This window comes from Luteimicrobium subarcticum (assembly GCF_002798015.1).
Classification (GTDB): domain Bacteria; phylum Actinomycetota; class Actinomycetes; order Actinomycetales; family Cellulomonadaceae; genus Luteimicrobium; species Luteimicrobium subarcticum.
Map to the genome: position 1 here is coordinate 37617 of NZ_PGTZ01000010.1, position 24605 is coordinate 62221.

The following is a 24605-nucleotide window of genomic DNA, read 5'->3' on the forward strand; positions in this document are numbered from 1 at the left end:
GCACGATGGTCAGGACAGCGAGGGAACAACCCCTCGAGCACCGACCTCTTGGAGACGACGATGAGCGGCGACGACCTTCCTCTCGGAGCAGCCGGCCCGGTGGCCCTGCTCAGCCTGGCGACCACGGGTGCGGCCGTCGGATGGGTGGCCGGCATCGCCGTGAGCCTCGTCGTGCTCGGCGCGCTGCTCGTCCGCGTGACCCTCCAGCGCCGCCACCACGACGAGAAGGAGGCGTGAGGACCGTGACGGCACGCGGCCCCTGGCCCGCGACCCCCGCGGCACCGCGCGCGACGCTGCGCCGCGGCGGCATGCAGACGACGCTCGTCGTCCTGTCCCTCGCCCTGCTCGGTTACGCCGCGATGCGCCTCGTCGCCATGTTCGACACCCCGCGCGCGGTCACCTCGATCTGCATCGCCGGGCTCGTCGCGGTCGCGTGGGACCTGGTGGCCGGCTCGGCCAACCCGACGTTCACGCCCCGGACGCAGGCGGAGCGCGACACCGTCGACCGGCTCCGCGTGGTCGCGCTCGTCCCCGCCTACAACGAGGACGACGACGCCCTGCGCGCATGCCTCGCCTCGATGCTGCGCCAGTCCCGCCCGCTGGACGACATCTGCGTGACCGACGACGGCTCCACCACGGGCGACTACGCGGCGACCCGCGACTGGTTCCTCGCCGAATGCGTGCGCCACGGCGTGACGGGGCACTGGGAGCGCGTCCCGAACGGGGGCAAGCGTCAGGCACAGGTGGTCGGGCTTCGTGCCGCGCCGCACGCCGACGTCTACCTCACCGTCGACTCCGACACGATCCTCGACCCCGAGGCGGTCGCCCAGGGCGTCCAGCCGTTCGCGGACGACCGGGTGCAGGCCGTCGCCGGCGTGGTCCTCACGGCGAACTACGGTGAGAACCTGCTCACGCGCATCCAGGAGCTCGCCTTCACCGACGCGCAGCTCGTCACGCGCTCCGCCCTCTCGCGGATGGGCTCCGTCCAGGTGACCTCCGGGGGCCTGGCGCTCTACCGGGCCGGAGTGCTCCAGGACAACATCGACACGTACCTCTCCGAGACCTGCCTGGGCCGCCCGATGCACGCCTCGGACGACAGCCTCCTCGCGCTCTTCGCGCTCCAGTGCGGTCGCGTCGTCCAGCAGTCGGACGCGTTCGCCTTCACGCTGATGCCCACGTCGTTGTCCCACCACCGCCGTCAGCAGCTCCGGTGGATGCGCGGTTCGACGGTGCGTTCCGCGTGGCGCTTCCGCTACCTGCCGACCCGGCGCTACGCGTTCTGGCAGCACCTCGCGAAGTGGGCCCTCTATGCCGCCAACACGGGCGTCGCCCTGACGCTCCTCGGCACCGGTGTGCTGACCCAGCTTCCCGTCCTGGCGTGGACCGCCGTCGTGGTCGTGGCGTTCAACCTCCTCGTAGCGACGCCGTACCTCGCGCTGCGCCGGTCCGACCAGACGGTCGTGCAGCGGCTCGGCGTGTTCGCCGTCGCGCCGCTCGTCGGGCTGTGGCAGATGACGGTGCTGCGGGTGCTGCGCTGGTACGCGATGGCGACGTTCGTCAAGGTGACGGCCGGGTGGGGGACGCGGTCGCAGGTCGAGGTCACTGCCGGATCCTGAGTCCTCTCGGAGCGGGTCCGAGGCTGAACGCCTCGGGCCCGCTCTCACGTGCCCGCGACAGTGCCCGCGCCCGAGCCTCGACCGCGGACACCTATTCGAACGGATGCGTCGGCACGATACGACCGGCCGATGTTCAGCCGGACGCATGGGCAGAACCTGGAAGAGGTCAAAGAAAGCCCTCCAGAGCAAAGGAACGAAGCCATGAAGTCCCGCACGACGATCATCACCACCGCGGTTGCCGCTGCCCTGGTGGGCGGCCCCGCGATCTCGGCGACCGCCGCCGAGGCCCCGCCCGAGACCGACAGCAGCTCGACCGCGACGGCGACCACCGACGACGACGTCTCGGAGCGCGCCGCGGACACCTCGCGCACGGACGCCCCGGCGTCCGACCCGACGTCGATCGAGACCAACGAGACGCGCGGACCGGTCGACCCGGTCGTGGCGCCCGTTCCAGGTCCGGCGCCCGTCGAGGCACCGGCCGTCAAGACCCCGGCAGCTGAGGCACCGGCCGCCGAGGCGCCGGCGAAGGAGGCACCCGCAGCCGAGGCGCCCTCCCCCGAGCCTGCGGCCCCAGCGTCCGAGCCGGAGCACGCAGACGACGCCACCGCGTCGGAGAAGACGGCTGAGCCGGCCGCACCGGACCGCCAGGCCGACCACGAGAAGACGGACGAGGTGCCGTCGGACGCCGCTGACGGCGCCGACGCAGCCGAGGCCGCTGGTGCCGCTGCGAACGACACGTCGAGCACGCCGCAGCCTGCCGCACCGCGCGCCCTCGCAGGAGCCCTGCGCGCCTCCGCGTCGGACGAGCACGCCGACGAGGACGAGCACTGGAGCGACAACTACTACAACGGCTTCTCCTGCGACTACTGGTACTTCGCCGAGGACGCCGCGCACACCTCGGGTCGCACCTGGGACGGCTGGTACGGCTCGCCGCAGCTGCACATCCTGCACCACACGCTGACGGAGGCCGACGGCACCATCCGTATGGTCTACGACCGGGACATCGCGAACTACTGGTACCACGTGTGGTCCGGCGACGAGACCGCGAAGACCGACCCCGACGGCATCCACTGGGGCAACACGGACGCGCAGCAGACCGTGCTGGTCAACGGGTACAAGGGCGGCAACGACCTCGCGGCCCGCGCGGCGGACGCCCGCGCGCTCCTCGAGCGCGCCGGCGTCACCATGACCGACTTCCCGTGGCTCGAGACGATCGAGAGCTACCAGTGGCAGATCGACCACGGGTACATGACCGCGGACGAGGCCGCCCAGCTCGTCGCCGAGAACAACGCGGCGAGCCAGCAGCGGTACGCCGACTACACCGCGTACGAGGCCACGCAGTTCGCGGTCTGGTACTTCGCGGGGTCGAACGACGGCAGCCCCGGCGGGAACGACGTGATGAGCCTGTTCTTCGACGTCGACCCGGTCACCCAGCACGTCACGCTGTCGGACTACGCGATGCGCCAGTTCGACTCGGGCAACGGCGGCGGCTGGGCCAACGGCTACAACAGCGACCGTCTCGCCACGATGCAGACCGCCGCGTGGCTCATCGAGAAGGCCCTGTCGACCACCAACGTCATCCCCAAGCCGACGTTCGTGCCGACCGCGCCCGTGTCCAACAAGGACGGCTCGACGTCCTACGGCTTCACCGTGGGCATCACGGGTGCAGCCACCGGCACGTCTGTCCCGGTCGAGCTGCGGCTCGCCGGCGGCGGGACCGTCCCCGACGGCGTGACCCTCGTCGACTCCCAGGGCAAGGTCGTGACCACCGTCAAGGCCGGCCAGCAGGTGTTCGTCAAGGTCGCGCAGGGCATCAAGGCCGCCGACCTGGAGGGCCTGCAGATCTGGGGCTCCGCAGACGGCACCGAGCTCGGGTCCCCGCACTTCTACACGGGCTGGGACCACAACAACCACTCGTACACGATCGACGACGAGGGCAACTGGACGCAGGCACAGTTCCAGCACTGGCTGATCGGCCTGGGCGAGCTCGACCGCCCGTCGACCGCGTGGGACTGGGCGACGATCGCTCTCAACGCCGACCCGGCTGACCCGACGGACCCGGGCACCACGGACCCGACGGACCCCGGCACCACCGACCCGACCGACCCGGGCACCACCGACCCGACCGACCCGGGCACCACCGACCCGACCGACCCGGGCACCACGGACCCGACGGACCCCGGCACCACCGACCCGACCGACCCGACGTCCAGCGGCGGAACCACCCCGGTCGACCGGGCCACCCGGACAATCGCCGAGAACACGACAGTCCGCACTGAGGGACAGGGCCGCACCCAGCTCGTCGCACCGGCTCCCGCCCGGGAAGCCACGACGTCCGAGGCGGCGCGGGCCGCAGGGCTCGCCCAGACCGGCTCGGACGCCACGACCGTGCTCTGGCTCACCGGAGCGATGCTGGCGCTGGGTGGCGTGCTCGTCGCCGGCTCGCGGATCCGCCGCCGCGAGAGCTGACACCCGTTCGATGCAGGACCCGAGGGACCCGCCACGTCGTGGCGGGTCCCTCGCGCGCTCCGCGAGCGGCGGTAGCCCGGGTCGCCGTCGTCGTGACGGTCGTCGTCAAGCGCAACCGCTCGGCACGGCAACCTCGCACCCGGGTCGACGACCTCATCCCTGAACCCTCGGGAACGACGAAGGGCCCCAGATCCGCGTGATTCCGCGGTTGGGGCCCTTCGGGTGGCGGTAGCGGTGGGCTTCGGACGTGGCCCTGTCACAAGTCTGAGCAGTTCGGCAAGAGTCTTCCTGACCTGCATGTTCATGATTGCGGCGGTTCGGTGGTGTTGGACGTGGTGGCGTGGGTTCGGTCTCCAAAACGGAGGGAATTCGGTGACCCTAGCCCCGCGCCCGCACCTGGGCGTCGTCCGGCTCCCTGCCCCGCCTTGCCGGCGGACGCCCGGGTCAAGGGTGGGCGCTTGCGCCCATCGCGCAGCGACGCCGCAGGCGCCCTTGATGCGGGTGGCCGTCGGTAAGACACTCGTCGAGCCGGGCGACACGACAACGGTCACGCCAAGCAGACGCACGCCGCGGGCCCGTCGACGGTTTGCGCACCCCTCGTCTCTGTGTTCACGGGCCGCACAGCCGTCGGCGGGTGAAATTCGTCCACGGACGCAGCATTCCCGTGCCGCACTGATAGTCTCCGCTAGCCACTTCTGAGAGGACATTGATTGATGACGATTAAGGGCGTCCATTCGTCCCGACCGAACACCCGCAGACGCTTCGGAGCTATGGTGCTTCTCGGGGCACTCGCGACGGTCGTTCTGGCTGGCTGCGGCGGAAAGGACCCAGTCGGCCCGGACGTCCGCGGCATGAGTCTCCCTGACGCCGAAAAGGCGCTCGACTCTGCGAAGATCGGATATTCGGAGCACGCCTCGGACGCCGCATTTGGAATCATCGTCAAGGAAAACTTCGTCGTGTGCAAGGAAGCGTACGTGAACGAACAGATGGTGCGCCTCGAAGTTGCCAAGCACGGCTGTTGAGCAACCCAATCGCCCGCAACACGGAGGCGTCTGAAGCATCCCGAGAGCCGAACGGTGCTCACGTCGGCGGAGGCGGCCGCGGCGTCGAGGCTGAAGGCCGGCACCTGGAACAGCGGGCGAGCTCTGGCGTGGCTGGCGGGGCACGGCAGTCGGCAAGCTGACCAGTCGGACTCGTGAGGACGGCCCTGGAGATGACTCCGGGGCCGTCGCTGTGTCCGGTCGCCGCGCGCGGGCGGGCGCGGCGGCGTGAACGGGCGGAGCCCGCATGCGCGCCCCGCGCCCGCCAGGCGCGTGGTGCGCGGCGCTTGCGCCGCGCCTTGAGTCAGTAGGGAAAGTTCTCACGAAACGTAGCCAGGCGGACCTTCTCCGCGTCGCCCGCCGCGGAGAAGTTGCCGAACCCGAAGGAAGCAGGAGCGAACGAGCGCTTAGGACGCCAGCGGGCGCCCTAGCGACGCTTCGGGGCCACCGAGGATGCTCCCGATTGGCAACCGGAGTCCGGCGGCCGAACTGAGACCCTCGAGTCGCCCTAGTCGCGGGGCAACATGCAGCACGCTGAAGGCCCCCCCACCGGCCCACGAAACTTGGCCAGTGATCCCGCCGGGGTCCGCGCCGTCCACGACAAACTTAAGTCGGGGCAGCGTAAAATCAACTACAGTCTTAGCATTTCGCTCGACCGCAATCCATCTTCGTCGCATTTTATGTGCAACGGCAGGGGTAGTTCCCGACCCTGCAAATAGATCGACCACAAGCTCGCCAACGTTCGAGCCGATGTGAATGATTCTCTCAAGTAGTTCTTCAGGCTTAGGCGTGTCGAACAACGGGGACTCTGGAAAGAGCTGCTGAAGATGCCTCTTAGCGTCGTCATTTGCACCGACGTCCGCTGATCCCCACACCGTAAAAGGAACAAGTCCACGCAGTTGATGCGCAAAAAGCTTGAGCCTCGGTGAGCCGCTTCCAGACTTGGGAAACCAGATCCTGTCCTCGGCAAGAAGTCGCAGGTATGTTCCCTCCGTCGCATACCATGAGCGACCTCGTGGCGGATGAATCACGTCTCCCGATGGGGTGACGATCGGATACTGCTGGGCACTGCGGTATCCAGGCGCAGTAAAGGGGGCATCCGCCCACGGTCCACGCGGGTCACCATCGCGATTGCGAAGCGTCGCGTCATCTTTGACGAGAAGGTTTCGAGAGGCCTTCCAGGTCTTGGCACCCGCTGGCGCGTATACCAGGATCGTGTCGTGGTTTGAACTAAACGCTGAACGCGACTCTCTCGTGGTTCGCTTCTGCCAGACCACGGATGCAACGAAAGAGGACACGCCAAAGACCTCGTCCATAACGGCGCGCGCCCGATGGAGTTCGGAATCATCCAGGTGTAGCCAGACAGAGGCATCGGGGCGAAGATGCGGCTTGACCGCAGTCAGCCGATCCTTCAGCATCGAGAGCCACATAGGGCTCGCCAGCTTGTCGCCGTATTGATTGAACGACTTCCCCGTATTGAATGGTGGATCGATGTAGACGAGCCGGACCCCGTCCGGCCCGAAGAGGCCAGCGCCGCCGAGGGCATCAACCGCATCAAGTCCGTCACCCACAACCAACGCGGACGTCCCTGGCGCTGCCTCGGGTCCGGGCGAGACCTGCTCCGTACGGGCAAAGGGCGCGTCACTGTCACGCGACCGATCCACCCACTCGTAGCCCGTCGCGCCCGAGGCGACCAGCAGCCGTTCCTTGTTCGGCCACACGAGCTCGATGGCGTCAGTCAAGAGTCCTCCAGGTGTTGTTGCAGTGTGCCGAGCGCCGCACGGGGACGACATGCCAACTGAGGCTACGATCTCACCTGCAGCCCACACGGTCACATCCGACACCCGGAGGTCGTCATCCTCGAGACGCCAGCAACCGCCGCCGCAGGTGCACCAGCCGCAGCATCCCGTACCCCGAGGCCCTTTATTCGCTGGGCCGGCGGCAAGACCAGGCTTCTGCCCAAGTTGCTGCCGTATGTTCCCGAGACGATCCGCAACTACCACGAGCCGTTCCTTGGCGGCGGCGCCATGTTCTTCGCTGTTCGACAAAGGTTGGGTGGTACTGCGAACCTTGCCGACCTCAACGGCCACCTTGTGAACGCCTGGCTTGCAATGCGCGACGAGCCCGACAAACTCCAGGAACTTCTGGAATGGTACAAGGCGCGAGACTCGAAGGAGTTCTACTACGAGGTACGCGCGTCGTACCCCGCAGGCGCCCTAGAGCAAGCCGCCCGTTTTCTCTACCTCAACGGCACATCATGGAACCATTTGTGGCGCGAAAACAGTAAGACTGGCGCAATGAATGTCCCTTGGGGTGACCGCGCATTTAAAGGATTCGACCAAGAGACGCGCAACCTACTGAAGGTGCTACTCGCAGGGGTCGAAGTTCGCCAGGAAGACTTCCGCATCGCACTCACGCGGCCCCAAGAGGGCGACTTTGTGTACCTCGATCCACCCTATCTTCCCGTATTTACCAACCCAGGTGAGAAGGAACCGACTAGCAAGTTTAACAAGTACACCGCCAGAGTTTTTGGGCAACGTGATCTGGAAGAACTGGCTGCCTTGTGCGCGCAGATGTCAGACCGCGGCGTGCGCTGGATCATGTCGAATCGAGACACGGACGGTGTCCGGGACCTGTTCCCGAGAGCGAAAGTCGTTCGTTTTACGACACGCCGATCGCTGGCGGCACAGAGCAAGCGCGAAGTCGAATCACGTCGGTCGCCTGAAGCCATCGTCGTTGGCTGGTAGGCTCCAAGAGAAAGACCACGGAGGGTTGCAGAGTGGTTGAAAAGAAGGTTGACGCAGTCTGGGTCTGGGAATACGGAGTCACGGCGCAGAAGGCCATTTATGGCCGCTTTACAGACGACCCGCACGATCGAAGTTACACGAAGGACTATCTTCAAGCCTCACAGGGCCACGGTCAGCTATTTAAGAAGGTATTCCCCGCACTCGGCGCAGGTAGGTTTGACGTCACCTATGGCTGGCCGGGCGGGTCGATGGAGGGCTTCCTGAGCTACTCTGCCGATCGACACCACCTCGCTTGGCCCACGACTACCCGCAGAGGGCCAGAACCGTGGCGGATGTCGCCTAACCCAGACCCTCATGGCCCAGAGACATTTACTGGCGATCCAACAGCCACCAACACTTCTGACGCGAACGTTGCTCTCGAAGACTTTAGACGTTCCGGAGAGCGGGGGGTGATCGTTGCAGTCAAACTCGCGGGGGAGAGTGATCAACTGCACCTTAGGGCTTACCTGCGGCAACCAGCATCTCCACGCGCATACGCGAGCACCGAGAACCTCCCCCAAGCGATCCGCATTTTGACGTTTGGCTTCAATCGCAGGAAGGCCTGTCAATCTCGCGACTTCACATTGCCGGGTGCGCCCGCACTGTATTTCAACACCACGGAGAATCACGCGGCATGGTCACTGACGCCCTCGAACTCTCTGTCGTCCGACACATTAGGATCTGACGCCGCCTCCTCGGCGACCGGCCCTGCCGACCACGCCAGCACATCTGCACATCGGCGCATCGCCACCCCTACGCTTGATGGAGAGGATTTGCCGGGTGTCTCGACGCCTTCACCCGGGGACGCTTCTGGCCTGGTCGCATCGACGGGAAGCCTCGCGGACGAGAGGTCTCGGAATGACGACGTCATCGCCGAGGCCGCGGATTATGACGAATCTGAAGTCAGCGCACTTGAGAGGCAAATTTCAGACACCTACTTCTCCGTTCCCGATGCGACAGCCACGGTCAAGACCCGCGGGAGCGCTCAACGAGCCTTTGCAAAGCTGGTCAAGTCCAATTACGGATACCGGTGCGCGGTTACAGGTATTATGACGCGCGAGTTTTTGGTCGCATCTCATATTGTGCCCTGGGCCGATGACGAGTCGATTCGCCTTGACCCCGAGAATGGAATTTGCCTATCAACGCTCGTCGATCGCGCGTTTGACACCGGTTTCTTGACCATCGACACGGACCTGATTATCCATATTTCGACAGAACGACTGGCGAATGACCTCTCCTTGCTCGGTTCGTTGCGGCAATACGATGGTGTGCGGCTCAGGCTTCCAACTCGGGACGCACCTAACCGAGAATTCCTGCAGAGACGCCTAGGCAAATGGGTTGATTAGTCCCGGAAGGACTTCTACTCTCCGCTCGCGAGGAGCAAGTTGGTTATCGTCGCTGCCAGCGCATCAGCGCCCGCTACAGCGAGTTCCTCACCGCGGCGTGGCGTCTTGGCGTAGCCGATCGATTGAACACCCGTCGCTTGGGCGACCTCGATGTCGGTGACGGAGTCGCCGATCAGAACTGCTTCGCCCGGCACGGCCCCTCGCAACGCCAGCGCGTCATGAATCATGTCGGGCCTGGGCTTCATCCGTTCTGGGTGGCCCTGCGGTCTTCCGACGATCCCGGCCACCGCATCGGCAAGCTCCCAGCGCTCGAGGTAGGCGCGCACGGCAACGGCCGCGTTGTTGGATACCACGACGACGGGCTTCCTCTGCTCGCGACAGTGCGCCAGCAGCTCCGCCGATCCTCGGGTCGGGACTGCTCGGAGCGCGGCTTCGACCTCGAGCTCGTCTGCTGCACGCTCCACGTCCTCGAGCGCGCTCCTCGCGTGCTGGGCGGTCCAGCGCAGGACGGCGAGATGATCGGTGGTCTCCGGGAACCCTGTCGCGGCACCGTGCTGCCGCAGAACGTCGCGCAGTGCGTCCGCGACCTCGCCATTCATGGGTGGTGGCATCAGCAGGGTCACTGGGCCGTCAAAGTCGAGGAGGACTACCTTCGCATCCGCGAGCAACTCGGCGGCGTTCATGACGCGACCGCGATCGTTGTCCAGGCACTCTCGAACCACCCGCGCACTTGTGCGACGAACATCGATCCGATGGACTCCGCATCACCGTCGTCTGCGTAGTGGAACAGCTCGGAGTCCTTGCCGGCGGAGTCGTAGATGGTGAACGACCCTTGGCTGTCCGAGACCTTGTGCTCCTGGACGGGGTAGAACCCGAAGAACACGTCTTCCTGGTTCAGCACGTACGCCTTGAACAGCGGCGTCACACCGTAGCGGCGCACATCGACCGCGGCGTCTTTGATGAAACCGAGCTCGTGCAGCTCCTCCACGGTGGCGCGGATGCCTTCGAGGCTCCGGTCGCTGATGGCGACCATGCGGGCGCGTGCTCGCGCGCTCTCGTCCTCGTCGCCTGACGCCGCGGCGGGGACCGCGACGGGCCTCGAGAGGTCGGGGAGCAGGATGCGGAGTCGCACGGAGCTCGGCGTGAGCCGGCCGCTGCGGATCTTGTCGAGCGGTTCGGCGAGTGCGCCGTGCAGCGTCTCGGACGTGAACCCGACGAAGTCGATCCGCACGTCCTCGGCCTCGAACGCACGCTCAACGTGTGGCCGTAGCCCGACGGCGCGGGCCGTCTTCTCTCGCACGAACACGCCGGATCCCTGGCGCGAGACCGTCAGTCCCTCATCGCGGAGGATCCGTAGCGCCTGCTGCACGGTCATGCGCGCGACACCGAAGGTCTTGGCGAGCTCCGTCTGCGATGGCAGCTGCTCCCCCGGCTGGAACGTGCGCGACAGGATCGCGGCGCGTAGCGAGCTCGCCACCTGCAGATACGGCGGTCGCGGGTCGTCCGGGTCGAGTTCCATGCCTCCAGAGTAGCGACACGGCCAGCCAACCTAACCAATTTGGCCGCGTCGCTTGACATGGCTAGCCAGGCTGGTCCACTCTCGTGGTGTCAGTCACATGACTAGGCATGCTAGCCACGCCAACCAAGGAGGCATCATGGCAATGCAGAAGCGGTTCCCGGTCCAGCACCGGGACGTGTTCCCGCAGGGCGCGTTCCTGCGTGGTGAGGTCGAGCCGGTGCTTGACTTCCAGGCCGACAAGCGGCCGGACGGTTCGCGCCCGCAGCAGCGCGACAAGGAGACAGGTGAACTGCTGTGGCAGGTGGTCGTCCTGGACGCGGACGACATGGCCGGCAAGAAGGACACAGTCGTGACGGTGAAGATCGCGGCTCCGGTGCAGCCGGTCCCGCCGGCGAACAAGACGCCGTTCCCGTGGACGCCGATCGAGTTCGTCCGCCTGACCGCGCTTCCTTACGTGGACGACAACGGCAACCGCCCCCGTCTCGCGTGGTCGTTCCGTGCGGACGGGGTCGCTGCTCCGGGCGAGGCCGGCAACACGGGCGCGAAGGCGCCCGAAGCCAAGGCGGCGTGACCGTGTCGGCGAACCTGCCCCGTGCCCGCACCACGGACGAGGTGCTCGACGCGCTGCTCGTCGCGGTCATGGCTGCCGTGCTCACGGGCTGCTTCCGCCTCGCTTGGTGGCTCGTCCGCGTCCAGTTTCGGTTGGTGTGGTGGCTGGTTCGCCGTCCGTCGCGTCTCGCCGTCGCGGTGGTGCCGGTCGTCCTCGTCGTCGAGTACGACCAGCACCCCGCCACGGACCTCGCGGGCGCCGGCGCGCTGCTGGTTGCCGTGGTGGTGTGGGCGTGGCGGTGGCCGGCCTCGTTCCGCCGCCGGGTCATCTGGCGGCTGCGCGGACTGTGGCGCGGGGTGACGTACCGGCGCCTGTGGGCGACCGCGACCACCTCGACCGGTCTCGACGTCCGGGACCTGACCACCGGTGACCGCGTGGTCCCGGGCCGCTCCCCCATCGTCGCCTCGAAGCATGCCGAGTACCTGCGAGTCCGGATGCTGCCCGGCCAGACCCTCGAGGACTGGGCCTCACGCACCGAGCAGCTGGCCACGATGTTCAACGCGATGGAGTGCCGCGTCCGCCCCGCCGGACCGGGCCGGTTCGGACGTGCCGCGCACCGCAACCTCATCGACGTGACCATGCTGCGCCGCGACGTCCTGGCTCAGCCGATCGGCCTCGACGTACCCGCCGAGGTCCCGGACTTTCACGCCCTGCCCGTGGCGTGGACCGAGGACGGGGAACGGTTCACTCTCGACCTGCTCGGCCACCACGTCCTGATCGGTGGGGCGACCGGTGCCGGGAAGGGCTCGGCGTTGTGGTCGACGATCTGCCAGCTCGCCCCCGCGACCCGGACGGGGCTCGTGCAGCTGTTCGGCATCGACCCGAAGTCCCTCGAGTTCCCCTACGGCGCCGGGCTGTTCACCGACGTCGTCGACGGGGACCCCGAGACCATGGCCGACGCCCTCGAAGGCCTCGTCTCGGTGATGAACCGCCGCAAGGCGGCCATGCGGGGACGCTCCCGCCTGCACACCCCGACCGTCGCGGAGCCGTTCATCGTGGTCGTGGTCGACGAGCTCGCCGCCCTGACCGCCTACGTCCCCGTCGCCCAGGTGCGCAAGCGCACCGAGTCCGCCCTCGCGCTCCTGCTCACCCAGGGCCGCGCCATGGCGATCTCCGTGATCGCGGCCGCGCAGGACCCCCGCAAGGAGACCCTGACGCACCGCAACCTGTTCACCACCCGCATCGGGATGCGCCTGAACGAACCCGGCGACGTCGACATGCTCCTCGGCGACGCCGCCCGCTCCCGCGGGGCCCTGTGCGACCGGATCCGCCACCAGACCCCCGGCGTCGCCTGGGTCATCCGCGACGGGGACCCCGGCGCCACCCGCATCCGCTTCCCCTGGATCTCCGACGACACCATCCGCGAGTACGCCACCACCTACGCCAAGCCGCCGGCGCCCACCGCGGAGGACGCTCCCGTCGTCGAGCTGCACCCCACCGGCGACAAGGCCGACGCCGGCACCACCACGTCCGACGACCTGGCCGCCTGAGCCTGGACCCGGACCCATGACGACGACCGCGACCGGCAGGTTCCCGGGGTACGGGGAGCACGCGCCCCTCGACCTCACGGACCTGCCGGCCGCGGCGTCCAGAGCCGTGGTCTCCCGCCTGCTCGACGGGACGTTCGACGCGTTCTCCGACGCCGCAGCCCGCGTCGGCAACTGCGCCCACCCGATCCGCCTGGTCGGATCCTCGACGACCGTCGACGCCGCGACCGGTGAGATCCGCTCGTCGTTCAGCTCGACCGACGCACCCCTCGGTGTGTTGCTGCGCCCGTGCGGCAACCGGCGCGCGGACGTGTGCCCCGCGTGCTCACGTGTCTACGCCCGCGACACGTTCGAGGTCATCCGCACCGGCGTCCTGGGCGGCAAGACCGTCCCCGACACCGTGTCGAGGTCTCCCCTGGTGTTCGCGACCCTCACCGCGCCTTCGTTCGGGCACGTCCACGGGCTGCGCGACAAGGGTGCCGGCAGGTGCCGCCCTGGGCAGCGCGGCGTCTGCGAGCACGGGCGCCCCCGCTCCTGCCACACCATCCACCCAGCCGGCGACCCGCAGCTCAGTGCCCCGCTGTGCTGGGACTGCTACGACTGGACCACCGCGGTCGTCTGGCAGTTCCACGCGCCCGAGCTGTGGCGGCGCTTCACCATCGCCCTGCGGCGCCGCCTCGCCGACCGGCTCGACGTGCCCGAGAGCCGGCTCAAGCACCACGCCTCGGTGCAGTTCGCGAAGGTCGCCGAGTTCCAGGCACGCGGCCTGGTCCACTTCCACGCCCTCATCCGCGTCGACGGACCCGACGGCCCGGGCTCGACGGCACCCGTCGATGGGATCGACCTCGCCGACCTCGTCCGCCAGGCCGCGCCCGCCGTCGAATGCACCGCACCCCCGGTCGACCGCGACGACGTCACCCGCGTACTCCGCTTCGGCGCCCAGCTCGACGTCCGGACCGTGCGCACCGGCCTCGCATCCGTCGACGACTCCCAGGCCCTGCACCCCGACCAGGTCGCCGCTTACCTCGCCAAGTACGCCACGAAGTCCACCAGCACCGACCCGTCGTCCCCGTCGCCGCACCTGGCCCGTCTCGACCGCGAATGCCGCTACCTCGCCGCCCGCGCCGCCACCGCCTGCCGCCCCGACGGCGTCGAACCCGACGAATACACCGACGGGTGCGCCTGCGGGCACTGCATCGACGGCCCATACCGGCTCCTGGCTAAGTGGGCTCACATGCTCGGCTTCCGCGGCCACTTCGCCACCAAGTCCCGCCGCTACTCCGTCACCCTCGGCAAGCTGCGCCGCGCCCGCGCCCGGTTCCAGCGCCTGCGCGAGGACGCCGACCGCGACGGACGCACCCTCGACACCGCCGACCTCGAAACACGCCTGCTCGCCGACGACGACGAAACCACCCTCGTCATCGGCTCCTGGACCTACCAGGGCTCCGGCTGGCTCAACCCCGGCGACAAGACCCTCGCCGACGCCGCAGCAGCACGCGCCCGCGAGTACGCACAGTGGCGAGCCACCCAGCGAGCATGACCCCATCCACCCACCAGCACGATCCACCCGCCAGCACGAAGGAGCACCGCCATGAGCACCAACGACGTCGCCAGGCACACGGGCACCGGTCGCACGCGTCTGATGACCCCCGACGACCTCGCCGACTACCTCGGCATCTCGCTGCACTGCGTCTACGCGTGGTCGTCGCGCGGTGGCGGACCCCGCGTGGTCCGGGTCGGCGCCCGGCTGCGTTACCGGCCCGAGGACGTCGAGGCGTGGCTCGACAGCACGACCGACCCGCTGGCGGGCTGAGCGGTGGCACGCATCCCGATCGCACCGGGCCGGTGGGGCACGATCCGTCGCCGTGAGCTGAGCCCTGGCGTCTGGCGTGCTCAGGCGCAATACCGGGACGTGACCGGCACCCTGCACAAGTACGAGGCGCGGGGATCGTCGGGCGCGGTGGCCCAGCGTCGACTCGAGGACAAGCTGCACCGCCTCACGGCCGACGGGACGACCCACGGCGGTACGGCGATCAGCCCCGAGACCCGCATGTCACCGGTCTTCGACCAGTGGCTCGCTGAGAAGCGCGCCGAGGGTCAGGTCACGCCGCAGTCCCTCACGACGTACACCGGCACGCTCGAGCGGGATCTCCGCCCGGCCTTTGGTGCGCTGCGGGTGCGGGAGGTGACGCCGGTCGCGGTGAACCGCGTGCTCATGGCGCTGTCGAGCTCGCAGAAGTACGACACCGCGCGGCAGGCCCGCAACGTCCTGTCGCAGGTCATGATGATGTGCGTCCGCTACGGCGCGGCGCCCTTCAACCCCGTCCGCGATGCGGTCACGGTCCGCAAGCCGAAGCGTGCCGAGGTCCGCACGCTCGGGCTCGAGGACATCGCCCTGCTGCGCAAGGCTGTCCGCGCATGGGAGGACCGGCCTGCCCTGGCTCGTGGACGGCGGAACGTCACGCTCCTGCCGCAGATCGTCGACACGATGCTCGGCACCGGGCTGCGCATCGGTGAGTGTCTGGCGCTCCGCGAGCGGGATCTCGACCTCGCCGCGGACGTCCCGACCCTCACCGTCACGGGAACCGTCGTCCGGGCGGACGGCAAGCTCGTCCGGCAGGCCAAGCCGAAGTCCGACACCTCGCGCCGGACGATCACACTCCCTGAGTTCGTCGTCGCCGCGATCACCCAGGCGCTCGACCTCGGGCTCGACGGCGGACCGGACGGGCTCGTCTTCCCGTCCACCGCGGGGACTCCGCGCTCTCCCGGTCGCGTGCGCGAACAGCTCCGGGCTGCGCAGGAGGAGGCCGGCACGTCCGTCACGCCGCACGACTTCCGCCGGACCGTCGCCACGCAGGTCGCCAACGCGACGACGATCGGCAACGCGACGGCGCTGCTCGGCCACGCCGACGAGGGCACGACCGTCCGGCACTACGTGAAGCGAACGCACGTCGCCCCGGACCTGCGGACGGTCATCGACCAGCTCGTCGCGCAGTCGGCATCCTCGAAGGCGCTCGTGAGCGGAACTACGTCGGCTCACCCAAAGCGCGACGCAACCGCGTGATGAGCGTCGCAAGCATGTCCTCGAGCGGAGTCGACGCGTCAGCGCCCAGATCTCGGGCGAGGCGACGCTGGAGGTGCTCGACCGCGTGCGGCGTCACATCGCCCAATCGTGAGTGGCCTTCAAGGTTGGCGAGGACGCCGATGAGTGCTCCGGCGTCTTCCCTGGTGATCGGGGCGATCTCGTCGTCGAGGCTCATCGCTCGATCATCAGCGCCTCGCGGAAGGATCGCGAGTGGTCTTCTTCAAAACGGAGTGAAAAGGGAGTACGGGAAACGACGAAGGACCCCACAGCCGCGTGATTCCGCGGGTGGGGCCCTTCGGGTGGCGGTAGCGGTGGGATTTGAACCCACGGTGGACTTTCACCCACACACGCTTTCGAGGCGTGCTCCTTAGGCCGCTCGGACACGCTACCTTCGCCGGTAGTACCGGCCCAGGAAGGATACCCGTTTCCGGCCCGGGAACCGAATCCGCCGGTGGAGCCCGGTGGGAGGGCCCGACCGGAGGACCGTCGGTGACCGCGCCGGGTGACGCCGGTCACCGGTCGGGGCGCCGTGCGCGACGTACCGTGGAAGGCGTGTCCGTCCCGTCCTCCGCTCCGCCGAGCACCGCCTCAGCCAAGCCGTCCCGCACCCCCGCGACCACGCCCGCGCCGGCCGGCCCGTCGACGTCCACGGGGACGCTCGACGACGTCGTCGACCTGCTGCGCGGTCGCCGCGTCGCCGTGCTGACGGGCGCCGGCATCTCGACGGACTCCGGGATCCCGGACTACCGCGGCCCGGACTCCCCGCCGCGCAACCCCATGACGTACCAGCAGTTCGTCGGCGACGAAGCCTTCCGGCGCCACTACTGGGCGCGCAACCACGTCGGGTGGCGGCACGTGCACCGGACGCTCCCGAACGCCGGCCACCGCGCGCTGGTGCAGCTCGAGGACGCGGGCGTCGTCACCGGCGTCATCACGCAGAACGTCGACCTGCTCCACGAGGACGCGGGCTCCCGGAACGTCATCGACCTGCACGGCCGCTACGACCGCGTCATCTGCCTCCAGTGCGGACGCGTCATCTCGCGCGCCCACCTCGCCGACCGTCTCGATGCCCTCAACCCGGGCTTCGTGGAGTCCGTCGCGGGCTCGGTCGCCGACATCGAGATCGCGCCCGACGCCGACGCCGTCATCGAGCAGACGTCCCACTTCGTGCCCGCGTCCTGCGAGGCCTGCGGCGGCGTCCTCAAGCCGGAGATCGTCTACTTCGGCGAGAACGTGCCGCGGGAGCGCGTCGACCGGGCGTTCGCCCTCGTCGCCGACGCGGACGTCCTGCTCGTCGTCGGGTCGTCCCTGACCGTGATGAGCGGGCTGCGGTTCGTCCGACGCGCCGCGAAGGACGGGCAGCCCGTCGTCATCGTCAACCGCGGCGCGACCCGCGGCGACGACCTCGCGACCCTCAAGCTCGACGCCGGCACGTCCGAGACGCTCACGGCGCTGGTGGACGCTCTCGCCTGACGGTCGCACGCCCGATGGCGACACCGTCCCGTCGACCCGGGAACAGTGCCCCGACCGTCCCGGGAGACGTCGGGCGGCGTGAGGACGTCGGGCCCTGCCCGCAGGAACACCGCAGCGCGGACGCTGGTCACATGAGAACCAGAACCGCTGTTGTCGCCGCTGCCACCACCGCCACGGTCCTTGTCGCGGGTGGGACCACGCTCGCCGTCGCGACCACGACGCCACCTTCCACGGTCGCCTGCGTGACGTCCCACGGAGTCATCCGCTCGGCGTCGTCCTCAGGCGTGTGCCCGTCAGGTACGACTCGCCGCACCGTCGGCGCCTCCGGCAAGACCGGTGCGACCGGCAAGACCGGTGCGACCGGCGCCACCGGGAAGACGGGGTCGGCGGGACCCGTCGGCCCCGCCGGGCCGCAGGGACCGACCGGGCCACGAGGGCCGGGCAGCGCCGGTGCGCGGCTCCTCATGTACCCCGGGACGCAGGTCGTCGCGTCGCTGGGAGACACCTCCGTGTGGGCCACCTGCGGCAACGGAGTGGCGACCTACGTCGTGCGGGGCTCCTACATGTTCGTCGACGGCATGGAGACGAACTCCACGGGCTCCGCACTCACCCGCTTCTCCGCCCGGGGAACGTCCGTGCCTTCCCAGACGAGCGCCCCGAACGTGTTCGCGGACCTCCTCGTCGCGGTCGCGCCCGACGGCTACACGACCACGTCAGTCGTCCACGTCACCGTGTCGTCCACGCACACCGCGGGAACACCGACCACCAGCGAGACGTGCGCGTACACCGTGCAGATCACGCCCTGACGTGGCTCCGGCCGGGGCGTCAGCGGTGGGAGTCAAAGTACTCGCGCAGCACGGTGGCGCACTCGTCCTCGCGCACCCCGCCGACGACCTCGACGCGGTGCGTGCTGCGCCGGTCCCGCACCAGGTCCCACACCGACCCGCAGGCGCCGGCCTTCGGGTCCCACGCCCCGAGGACGAGCCGGGGCACGCGCGCGAGCATGATCGCGCCCGCGCACATGGCGCACGGTTCGAGCGTGACGACGAGGGTGCACCCGTCGAGCCGCCACGACCCGAGCGTCAGCGCGGCCTGCCGCAGGGCTAGCACCTCCGCGTGGGCGGTCGGGTCGTGCGTCTCCTCGCGCCGGTTGCGCCCCACACCGACGAGCGCGCCGTCACCGTCCACGACGACGGCCCCGACGGGCACGTCGTCGGACGCGAGGGCGTGCGTCGCCTCGTGCAGCGCGAGCCCCATGAGCGCGTCGTGGTACGCGACCTCGTCGGTGCTGCGGTGGTCGGCGGGACGGCGCATCGGACCGGGCAGGGGACCAGGCATGGCACCAGCCTGCCGCACCGACGCGCCGCCCACCCCACCAGACGCCGCACCCGAGCCCGCACCTGCACGCCGCACCAGCAGGTAGCCCACCGTACCGGCGGGTAGGTTGGGCCTATGCGCACGATCGTCGTGGACCATCCCCTCGTCGCCCACAAGCTGACGGTCCTGCGGGACGAGGCGACCCCGTCGCCCACCTTCCGCCTGCTCGTCGACGAGCTCGTGACGCTCCTGGCGTACGAGGCGACGCGCGACGTCCGCGTCGTGGACCGTGAGATCCGCACCCCGGTCGCCGAGACCCGGGGCGCCCACCTGGCGTCCCCGCCGCCGATCGTCGTGCCGATCCTGCGGGCAGGCCTCGGGATGCTGGACGGCATGTCCCGGCTGCTGCCGAAGGCGGAGGTCGGGTTCCTCGGCATGGTCCGCAACGAGATCACGCTCGAGGCGACGACGTACGCGAACCGCCTGCCCGACGACCTCACGGGCCGGCAGTGCTTCCTGATCGACCCGATGCTCGCGACGGGCGGCACGCTCATCATGGCGATCGAGTACCTGCTCGCCAAGGGCGCCGACGACGTCACCGCGGTCTGCCTGCTCGCGGCGCCAGAGGGCCTCGCGGCCGTCGAGGAGGCCGTCGGGCACCGCGCGGAGGTGACCGTCGTCGTCGCGGCGGTCGACGACCATCTCGACGAGCACGGCTACATCGTCCCGGGACTCGGCGACGCCGGGGACCGCCTGTACGGCGTCGTCTGACCCGTCGCGACGGACGGGCACCGGTCCGTCACGACGTCCCACCATCCGAGACATCCACGGTCTCGTCTTGGCCCGCCCTCTGGGACGTGCCACTCTCGCACTCGTGAGCACCTCGTCGACCACCGCGCTGCGCCCCGCAGCCGTCGTCGTCATGTGCCTGTGCCCCCGCGTCTGTTGTTGCGCCTGACCTGCTCAGCCGCACCTCCCCTCGCGTCCTCGACGCCACCCAGACGCCCCGCCGGCGACGCCGGCACCGGCCGCACCGCGGCCCTGCACAGCACGAGGTCCTCCGATGACGATCGTCTCCCCCTCCCGTCCCGCGCACCCCCGCACCGCGACACCCCGCCCGGCCCCCGTCCGCGACGAGCGCCGCGAGGCCGGCCCCCGCGCCCGCGGCACCAGCGCCGGCGGCCGCCCCGGCTTCGTGCTCTACGTCGGCATCGACGGCACCCCTGACGGTGAAGAGATCGTCGAGCTCGCCGAGACGCTCTCAGAGCTCGCCCGCGAGCTCCTGCCCGACGCAGAGACCTACACGTCGGTCCGGCTCGCCGAGCCCCGCACGACCACGATCCCGCGCGACGCGGCCCGGACGTCCACGGGGGACACCACCCCGGGCCTCCACCGGGACGACGTCCGCACCTTCCACGAGCGGCTCGCGCGCGTCTCGGGCGTGCCGCGGCTCGTCATCGACGCCGCCGCCCGTGAGGTCGTCGTGGACGACCGTCGCGTGCACCTCACCGTCAAGGAGCTCGACCTGCTCGTGCACCTCGCCCGGCAGGGCGGACGGACGGTCACGCGCGAGGAGCTGCTGGCGTCCGTGTGGCAGGGCGCGCCGGTCCAGGAGGGCACCCGCACCGTCGACGTGCACGTGCGCCGGCTGCGCGAGAAGGTCGACGTCGGGCACGTCATCACGACCGTCCGCGGCGTCGGCTACCGGTTCGCGACGACCGCCGACGTCGTCCTGCGCGACTGACACCGGCGCCGTCCCTCAGCGACCGGCACCGCCGGCGCGCACGAGGGCCAGCGGAACCGCCCGCTCAAGGACCGCTCAGCAGGTCGTGACGGGCCGCCACGGACCGAACGGGGTCGCGTCCGGCGTCACGCCCTTCGACCAGTACGCCCCGAACCACAGGCGCCCGTCGTGCTCGACGACGTCGGTCCACCCGTAGGCGGTGCGGGCGTCCCAGGCCCCGACCGTCGTCGGGTAGCGCTGCCACGTCGACGACCGGGCTCCCGGGGCACCGAACGGCGTGTCGAAGCGCGCGATCCACCACGAGCCGTCCGCGGCCACGACGTCACCTGCGACGTACCAGGCGGACGAGTCGTAGGCCCGCGGCGTGCTGCTCGGGGCGACGGCGAGCTTCTGCCACGCCCCGAACTGCGTGCCGGGCACGTCGCCGGCACCCGTCACCCACTTCGCACGGTAGTACGTGCCCCCGTAGCGGACGACGGTCCCGGGCCCGTAGCTCGCCGTCGCCGACCACTGGTCGGACCGGCACGTCGGGGCGACGACCGTGGGCGTGGGGGTCGGAGTGGGCGTCGTTTGGGTCGGGGTGGGCGCGGGCGTCGTCGGGGTGGGAGTGGGCGTCGTCTGCGTCGGTGTCGGGGTGGGCGACTCCGACGCGGTGGGGCTCGGGGTCGGGGTCTCGCACCCCGCCGCGTCGTACGCGACGCTCTCGGTCGTGGAGTACCCCCGGCCGCCCAGCCACTCGTACACGCGGACCTGGACCGTCGCCGCTTCACCCGAGCCCAGCGGGATCCACCAGTACGCCGCGGCGGCAGGCGCCACGGTGCGGGAGTCCGCCGCAGGGTCGTCGAGCAACGGCCGGACCTGGATCGTGGTCGGTCCGTCGTTCGCCACGTAGACCGCGAGGGCGGGCGAGCCGTCGGTCGTCGAGCACTGCGCCTTGACGCTGAGCCGGTAACCCCAGTCCGCGCCCGACGGGTCCGTCGGGGTGGGCGTGGGGGTGGTCGACGGGGTCGTCGGGGTGGGCGACGGCTCGGTCGGCGTGGAGCTGGGCGTGGGCGTGGTCGGGGCGCAGTCGGCAGCGGCGTACGCCGCGGTGACGGTCGTCGACCCCTGGAACGAGGACGTCCCGTCGGGGACCGCGAACACGTCGATGTCGAGGGTCCCGGCCGCTCCCGAGTCGAGCGGCACCCACCAGTACCCGCTCACCCCCGGCGCGAGGGTCACGGCCTCGGCCGTGGCCGTCCGGACGCGCGCGCTGACAGAGAAGTCGTTCTCGTTCGTGAAGTACACGCCGACCGCAGGCGTGCCGTCCGTGGCCGAGCACTGCGTCTCGGTCGTGACGGACGACCTCCAGTCGGGGGTCGCGGTCTGCGTCGGGGTCGGGGTCTGCGTCGGTGTCGGGGTCGACGCGACGCAGTCCGTGGCCTCGTAGGGAACGGTCAGCGTGGTCGTCCGGACTCCGTGGACGAGCGTCGGGCCGGACAGCCGGACACGGACCACGCCTGCCTCGGCGGAGTCGAGCGGGATCCACCAGTAGGCCTGCTTGTCCGCCTCGACGGACTGCGCGGCCGTGCCGTCGACGTCCGGCTGCGCGGTCACCGCGAAGGAGTTCTCGTTCAGGTAGAACACGCCGACGGCGGGGCTGCCGTCGTTCGGGGAGCACTGCGCCCGCGCCTGGAGGTCGTCGTGCCACTCGGGCTCGACCTGGAGAGCGACCTGCTGGCCACCTGCGGTGGGCTGGCGTGCCGCGTACCCGGTGCTGCCGACCTGGAGGACGGCCTGCGGATCGACCGTCCCGACCCGGGCGAACGTGATCGTGAGCGCCGTGGTCCCGTCCGACCCGGCGCTCGGGTTCGGTGCGGGCGCGACCGTCCCTCCGCTGCGCGACCACGAGGTCCCCGACCCGCTCCAGGCGGCACCCGAGCCGTCCGTGACTCCCGTGATCCTCACGCCGTCGGGCACGCCGAGGACGACCGCAGCCTTGGTGGCGTCCTGGTTGCCGCTGTTCCGCAGCGTGACCGTGGTGCTGCCCGAGGTCCCGCTCAGCGGGAGGTACGCCGACGCAGCGCTCGTCACGTCGACGCTCAGCACCGGACGCCTCACCGTGAAGCGCGGCGCGTCGTCCGCACCGGAGCTGCTGACCTCCTTCTGGCCGACGGAGAGCTTCCAGGAGAACGAGCTCCCGCTGCCGTCGACGTACTGGAAGTCGTCCGTGAGGTGCACGGTGAGCCGCAGGGACGCGGTGGTGTGTCCCGGCAGCGTCGGCAGCGTGCAGACCGCGGCCGCCTCGGCCGAGCCGACCGTGACGCACTGGAACTCGTAGTCGGCCGTCACTTCCGGGACGGAGAACGAGACGGCCCCGCGCGCGGCACCACCGGACGTCGGGACGAACGTCGTGTCCGCGGACGCCACGACGACGCCGGCCGGGAGGCCGACGCTCACGCTCACGTCGTCCGCCGCCTCGCCCCCCGAGTTGGACGCGGTCAGGCTCAGCGTGCCGTCGGTGTCGAGGTCGAGCGTCGGCACGTCGTCGGCGCTGATCGAGACCGCCGCGGGGTCCGGGGCGGGCGGGGTCGTGGGGCTGGAGCTCGGGCTGGGCGACGAGCTCGGGCTGGGCGACGCGGTCGGCTCGTCCGTGGGTCCCGGGGTGGTCTGCGGCGGCGCCGGCGGGGCGTCGGTGGTCGGCGCGGGCGCCGGTGCGGCCGGCGTCGAGGTCGGCTCGGTGGTGGGCTCGGTCGCCGGAGCCGCCGTCGCCGGGGGCGTCACGGCCGGCGGGGGCAGGAGGACGGGGCCGTCCAGGGCGGGGAAGGTGGGCGCCACGGTCGCGGGCGAGGTGAGGTCCGGGCTGCTCGTGGGCGACGGGGCCGCCGTCGACGTCTCGGTGGGCGCGGCCGTGGCGACCGTGGGCGCGACCTCGGCCACCCGCGGCGCGTCGTCGTGGTCGTTCGAGAAGACGCCCAGCGCGCCGGCGACGCCCAGCCCGACCGCGGCCGCGACGCCGACCGTCGCCACGACGGCGAGCACCGGTGTGGCGGCCAGGAACGCCGCGAGCCCGGTCGCGCCCGCGGCACCTGCCCCGACGACGCCGACGCCCGCGGTCGCGGCCCCCGCGGTCGCCGCACCGGCCGAGCCCGCGGCCCCCGCGCTGCCTGCCGCGCCCGCACCGGACGCCCCCGAGGCACCGGAGGCTCCCACACCGCCGGATGCTCCGGCGCCACCGGACGCGGCGCCCGCACCCGCGGCGCCGGACGCGGCGCCGCCGCCGACGGGCAGCGCCTGGCCGACGATGCCGAGCGCACCGAGGCCGAGGACGAGGGGTGCGACGATCCCGCGCATGCCGCGCGACACGTCACCGAGCTCCGCGACGAGCATCCGGCAGTCGTCGCAGTCGTCGAGGTGCCCCTGGACGTGCGCCGTCTCGCGCTTGGCCAGGCCGCCACGGACGTACGAGCCGAGGAGACCGTTGACCCTGCGGCACTCCGCGGCGGGGCTCGACGTCAGGTGCTCCTGGAGGTAGCCCTGCCGCAGGCCCTCACGCGCGCGGTAGGCGAGCGCGGCGACACCGTTCGCGGTGAGCCCGAGGAGCGGCGCGACCTGTGCGGGCGTCATGCCCTCGACCTCGGTGTACCAGAGGACGTCCTGCCAGCGCTCCGGGAGCCCGCGGTAGGCGCGCGCGACGACCGAGCGCTCGAACCCGGCGAGCGCCGGCTCTTCCGTCGAGCCCTCGTGCCCGAGAGCGGCCTCGAGCATCTCGGTCTCGTCGGTGGGACGCGTGCGGCTGCCGGCGACGCCGGCGCTGCGCGCGGTGTTGCGCACGGTGGTGAAGAGGTAGGCGCGGAACGCGACGTCGGGGCCGCGGCCGGAGCGCAGCGCCGCGAGGACGTTGGAGAAGGCCTCGGAGACGACGTCGTCAGCGTCGGCGGCGCTCGCGGTGTACTGGCGGGCGACGATCTTCGCGGCGCCGGCGTGCCGCTCGTACAGCTCGCCGTAGGCCTCGCCGTCGCCCGCGCGCACAGCAGTGATGAGTTCCGCGTCGCTCGCGGTCCCCCAGTCCTGCTCGATCGCCGTCATGCGTGTACCTCGTCGTGGCGCGCTCGCGCCCGGGCGGTTGTGTCT

21 protein-coding genes and 1 tRNA gene are annotated in these 24605 nt (G+C 70.3%); 15 read left to right on the top strand and 7 right to left on the bottom strand.

Annotation, left to right across the window (positions count from 1 at the left end):
• Nucleotides 1-60 precede the first annotated feature (60 nt).
• The 4 genes from CLV34_RS16440 to CLV34_RS12305 all read left to right on the top strand — a co-directional run bounded on the left by CLV34_RS16440 (nt 61) and on the right by CLV34_RS12305 (nt 5107).
• Complete coding sequence (locus tag CLV34_RS16440) at nt 61-237, top strand: hypothetical protein (protein ID WP_157803829.1); 177 nt, start codon at nt 61-63, stop codon at nt 235-237.
• Nucleotides 234-1616 (top strand): glycosyltransferase family 2 protein, encoded by a 1383-nt coding sequence (locus CLV34_RS16445; RefSeq protein ID WP_157803830.1) that lies wholly within the window; start codon nt 234-236, stop codon nt 1614-1616. The genes CLV34_RS16440 and CLV34_RS16445 overlap by 4 nt, the downstream gene beginning before the upstream one ends.
• A 201-nt stretch (nt 1617-1817) precedes the next feature.
• Nucleotides 1818-4085: a hypothetical protein gene (locus tag CLV34_RS12300; RefSeq protein ID WP_100350610.1), complete on the top strand. Its 2268-nt coding sequence runs from the start codon at nt 1818-1820 to the stop codon at nt 4083-4085.
• A gap of 770 nt (nt 4086-4855) precedes the next feature.
• The gene (locus CLV34_RS12305) at nt 4856-5107 is read left to right on the top strand and encodes a PASTA domain-containing protein (protein ID WP_100350611.1); all 252 of its coding nucleotides are present in this window, start codon (nt 4856-4858) and stop codon (nt 5105-5107) included.
• Between the two features lie 425 nt (nt 5108-5532).
• On the opposite strand, the gene CLV34_RS12310 is transcribed toward CLV34_RS12305, so the two are convergent.
• Entirely contained in the window at nt 5533-6867 is a 1335-nt protein-coding gene (locus tag CLV34_RS12310; RefSeq protein ID WP_211289444.1) for a site-specific DNA-methyltransferase, read from the bottom strand.
• 183 nt (nt 6868-7050) lie between these two features.
• On the opposite strand from CLV34_RS12310, the gene CLV34_RS12315 reads away from it, so the two are divergent.
• Entirely contained in the window at nt 7051-7872 is an 822-nt protein-coding gene (locus tag CLV34_RS12315; RefSeq protein ID WP_281255201.1) for a DNA adenine methylase, read from the top strand.
• Between the two features lie 32 nt (nt 7873-7904).
• On the top strand, nt 7905-9257 hold the full coding sequence (locus CLV34_RS12320; protein ID WP_157803831.1) for an HNH endonuclease: 1353 nt from the start codon (nt 7905-7907) through the stop codon (nt 9255-9257).
• A 14-nt stretch (nt 9258-9271) separates the two neighbouring features.
• On the opposite strand, the gene CLV34_RS12325 is transcribed toward CLV34_RS12320, so the two are convergent.
• Both CLV34_RS12325 and CLV34_RS12330 read right to left on the bottom strand, forming a co-directional pair.
• The gene (locus tag CLV34_RS12325; RefSeq protein WP_100350614.1) at nt 9272-9940 is read right to left on the bottom strand and encodes an HAD family hydrolase; all 669 of its coding nucleotides are present in this window, start codon (nt 9938-9940) and stop codon (nt 9272-9274) included.
• Nucleotides 9937-10776, bottom strand: coding sequence for a winged helix-turn-helix domain-containing protein (locus tag CLV34_RS12330; RefSeq protein WP_100350615.1), 840 nt, complete (start codon nt 10774-10776; stop codon nt 9937-9939). The genes CLV34_RS12325 and CLV34_RS12330 overlap by 4 nt, the downstream gene beginning before the upstream one ends.
• 136 nt (nt 10777-10912) lie before the next feature.
• On the opposite strand from CLV34_RS12330, the gene CLV34_RS12335 reads away from it, so the two are divergent.
• The 5 genes from CLV34_RS12335 (at nt 10913) to CLV34_RS12355 (ending at nt 15937) form a co-directional block, all read left to right on the top strand.
• Nucleotides 10913-11347: a plasmid replication, integration and excision activator gene (locus tag CLV34_RS12335; RefSeq protein ID WP_100350616.1), complete on the top strand. Its 435-nt coding sequence runs from the start codon at nt 10913-10915 to the stop codon at nt 11345-11347.
• 2 nt (nt 11348-11349) lie between these two features.
• Nucleotides 11350-12876, top strand: a complete 1527-nt coding sequence (locus CLV34_RS12340) for an FtsK/SpoIIIE domain-containing protein (RefSeq protein WP_157803832.1) — start codon at nt 11350-11352, stop codon at nt 12874-12876.
• A 16-nt stretch (nt 12877-12892) separates the two neighbouring features.
• Entirely contained in the window at nt 12893-14413 is a 1521-nt protein-coding gene (locus tag CLV34_RS12345; protein ID WP_100350618.1) for a replication initiator, read from the top strand.
• Between the two features lie 51 nt (nt 14414-14464).
• The gene (locus CLV34_RS12350) at nt 14465-14686 is read left to right on the top strand and encodes a helix-turn-helix transcriptional regulator (protein ID WP_100350619.1); all 222 of its coding nucleotides are present in this window, start codon (nt 14465-14467) and stop codon (nt 14684-14686) included.
• A gap of 99 nt (nt 14687-14785) precedes the next feature.
• The gene (locus CLV34_RS12355; RefSeq protein WP_157803833.1) at nt 14786-15937 is read left to right on the top strand and encodes a tyrosine-type recombinase/integrase; all 1152 of its coding nucleotides are present in this window, start codon (nt 14786-14788) and stop codon (nt 15935-15937) included.
• Here CLV34_RS12355 and CLV34_RS12360 read toward each other — a convergent pair.
• Together CLV34_RS12360 and CLV34_RS12365 are read right to left on the bottom strand one after the other, a co-directional pair.
• Nucleotides 15900-16133 (bottom strand): hypothetical protein, encoded by a 234-nt coding sequence (locus CLV34_RS12360; RefSeq protein WP_100350621.1) that lies wholly within the window; start codon nt 16131-16133, stop codon nt 15900-15902. The genes CLV34_RS12355 and CLV34_RS12360 overlap by 38 nt on opposite strands.
• Nucleotides 16134-16258: 125 nt before the next feature.
• Nucleotides 16259-16348 (bottom strand) — tRNA-Ser (locus tag CLV34_RS12365).
• 162 nt (nt 16349-16510) lie between these two features.
• Here CLV34_RS12365 and CLV34_RS12370 point away from each other — a divergent pair.
• Together CLV34_RS12370 and CLV34_RS16450 are read left to right on the top strand one after the other, a co-directional pair.
• Entirely contained in the window at nt 16511-17431 is a 921-nt protein-coding gene (locus tag CLV34_RS12370; RefSeq protein WP_100350809.1) for an NAD-dependent protein deacetylase, read from the top strand.
• A 242-nt stretch (nt 17432-17673) separates the two neighbouring features.
• Nucleotides 17674-18237, top strand: coding sequence for a collagen-like protein (locus CLV34_RS16450; protein ID WP_157803834.1), 564 nt, complete (start codon nt 17674-17676; stop codon nt 18235-18237).
• 19 nt (nt 18238-18256) lie between these two features.
• Here CLV34_RS16450 and CLV34_RS12385 read toward each other — a convergent pair whose 3' ends face one another.
• The gene (locus CLV34_RS12385; RefSeq protein WP_245859224.1) at nt 18257-18745 is read right to left on the bottom strand and encodes a nucleoside deaminase; all 489 of its coding nucleotides are present in this window, start codon (nt 18743-18745) and stop codon (nt 18257-18259) included.
• A 138-nt stretch (nt 18746-18883) separates the two neighbouring features.
• Here CLV34_RS12385 and upp point away from each other — a divergent pair, with 138 nt between their 5' ends.
• Nucleotides 18884-19519 (top strand): uracil phosphoribosyltransferase, encoded by a 636-nt coding sequence (gene upp / locus CLV34_RS12390; RefSeq protein ID WP_100350624.1) that lies wholly within the window; start codon nt 18884-18886, stop codon nt 19517-19519.
• Between the two features lie 292 nt (nt 19520-19811).
• Nucleotides 19812-20492, top strand: a complete 681-nt coding sequence (locus tag CLV34_RS12395; protein ID WP_100350625.1) for a winged helix-turn-helix domain-containing protein — start codon at nt 19812-19814, stop codon at nt 20490-20492.
• Nucleotides 20493-20567: 75 nt separating this feature from the next.
• Here the strand turns inward: CLV34_RS12395 and CLV34_RS16590 are convergent, their stop codons facing one another.
• Complete coding sequence (locus CLV34_RS16590) at nt 20568-24560, bottom strand: sigma-70 family RNA polymerase sigma factor (protein WP_170044678.1); 3993 nt, start codon at nt 24558-24560, stop codon at nt 20568-20570.
• Nucleotides 24561-24605 lie beyond the last annotated feature (45 nt).

Bases quoted from the DNA above. Each gene is read 5' to 3' on its own strand.
- CLV34_RS16440 (WP_157803829.1), top strand. From the start codon at position 61: ATGAGCGGCGACGACCTTCCTCTCGGAGCAGCCGGCCCGGTGGCCCTG.
- CLV34_RS12300 (WP_100350610.1), top strand. From the start codon at position 1,818: ATGAAGTCCCGCACGACGATCATCACCACCGCGGTTGCCGCTGCCCTG.
- CLV34_RS12305 (WP_100350611.1), top strand. From the start codon at position 4,856: ATGGTGCTTCTCGGGGCACTCGCGACGGTCGTTCTGGCTGGCTGCGGC.
- CLV34_RS12325 (WP_100350614.1), bottom strand. From the start codon at position 9,940: ATGAACGCCGCCGAGTTGCTCGCGGATGCGAAGGTAGTCCTCCTCGAC.
- CLV34_RS12330 (WP_100350615.1), bottom strand. From the start codon at position 10,776: ATGGAACTCGACCCGGACGACCCGCGACCGCCGTATCTGCAGGTGGCG.
- CLV34_RS12335 (WP_100350616.1), top strand. From the start codon at position 10,913: ATGGCAATGCAGAAGCGGTTCCCGGTCCAGCACCGGGACGTGTTCCCG.
- CLV34_RS12345 (WP_100350618.1), top strand. From the start codon at position 12,893: ATGACGACGACCGCGACCGGCAGGTTCCCGGGGTACGGGGAGCACGCG.
- CLV34_RS12350 (WP_100350619.1), top strand. From the start codon at position 14,465: ATGAGCACCAACGACGTCGCCAGGCACACGGGCACCGGTCGCACGCGT.
- CLV34_RS12360 (WP_100350621.1), bottom strand. From the start codon at position 16,133: ATGAGCCTCGACGACGAGATCGCCCCGATCACCAGGGAAGACGCCGGA.
- CLV34_RS12385 (WP_245859224.1), bottom strand. From the start codon at position 18,745: ATGCGCCGTCCCGCCGACCACCGCAGCACCGACGAGGTCGCGTACCAC.
- upp (WP_100350624.1), top strand. From the start codon at position 18,884: ATGCGCACGATCGTCGTGGACCATCCCCTCGTCGCCCACAAGCTGACG.
- CLV34_RS12395 (WP_100350625.1), top strand. From the start codon at position 19,812: ATGACGATCGTCTCCCCCTCCCGTCCCGCGCACCCCCGCACCGCGACA.
- CLV34_RS16590 (WP_170044678.1), bottom strand. From the start codon at position 24,560: ATGACGGCGATCGAGCAGGACTGGGGGACCGCGAGCGACGCGGAACTC.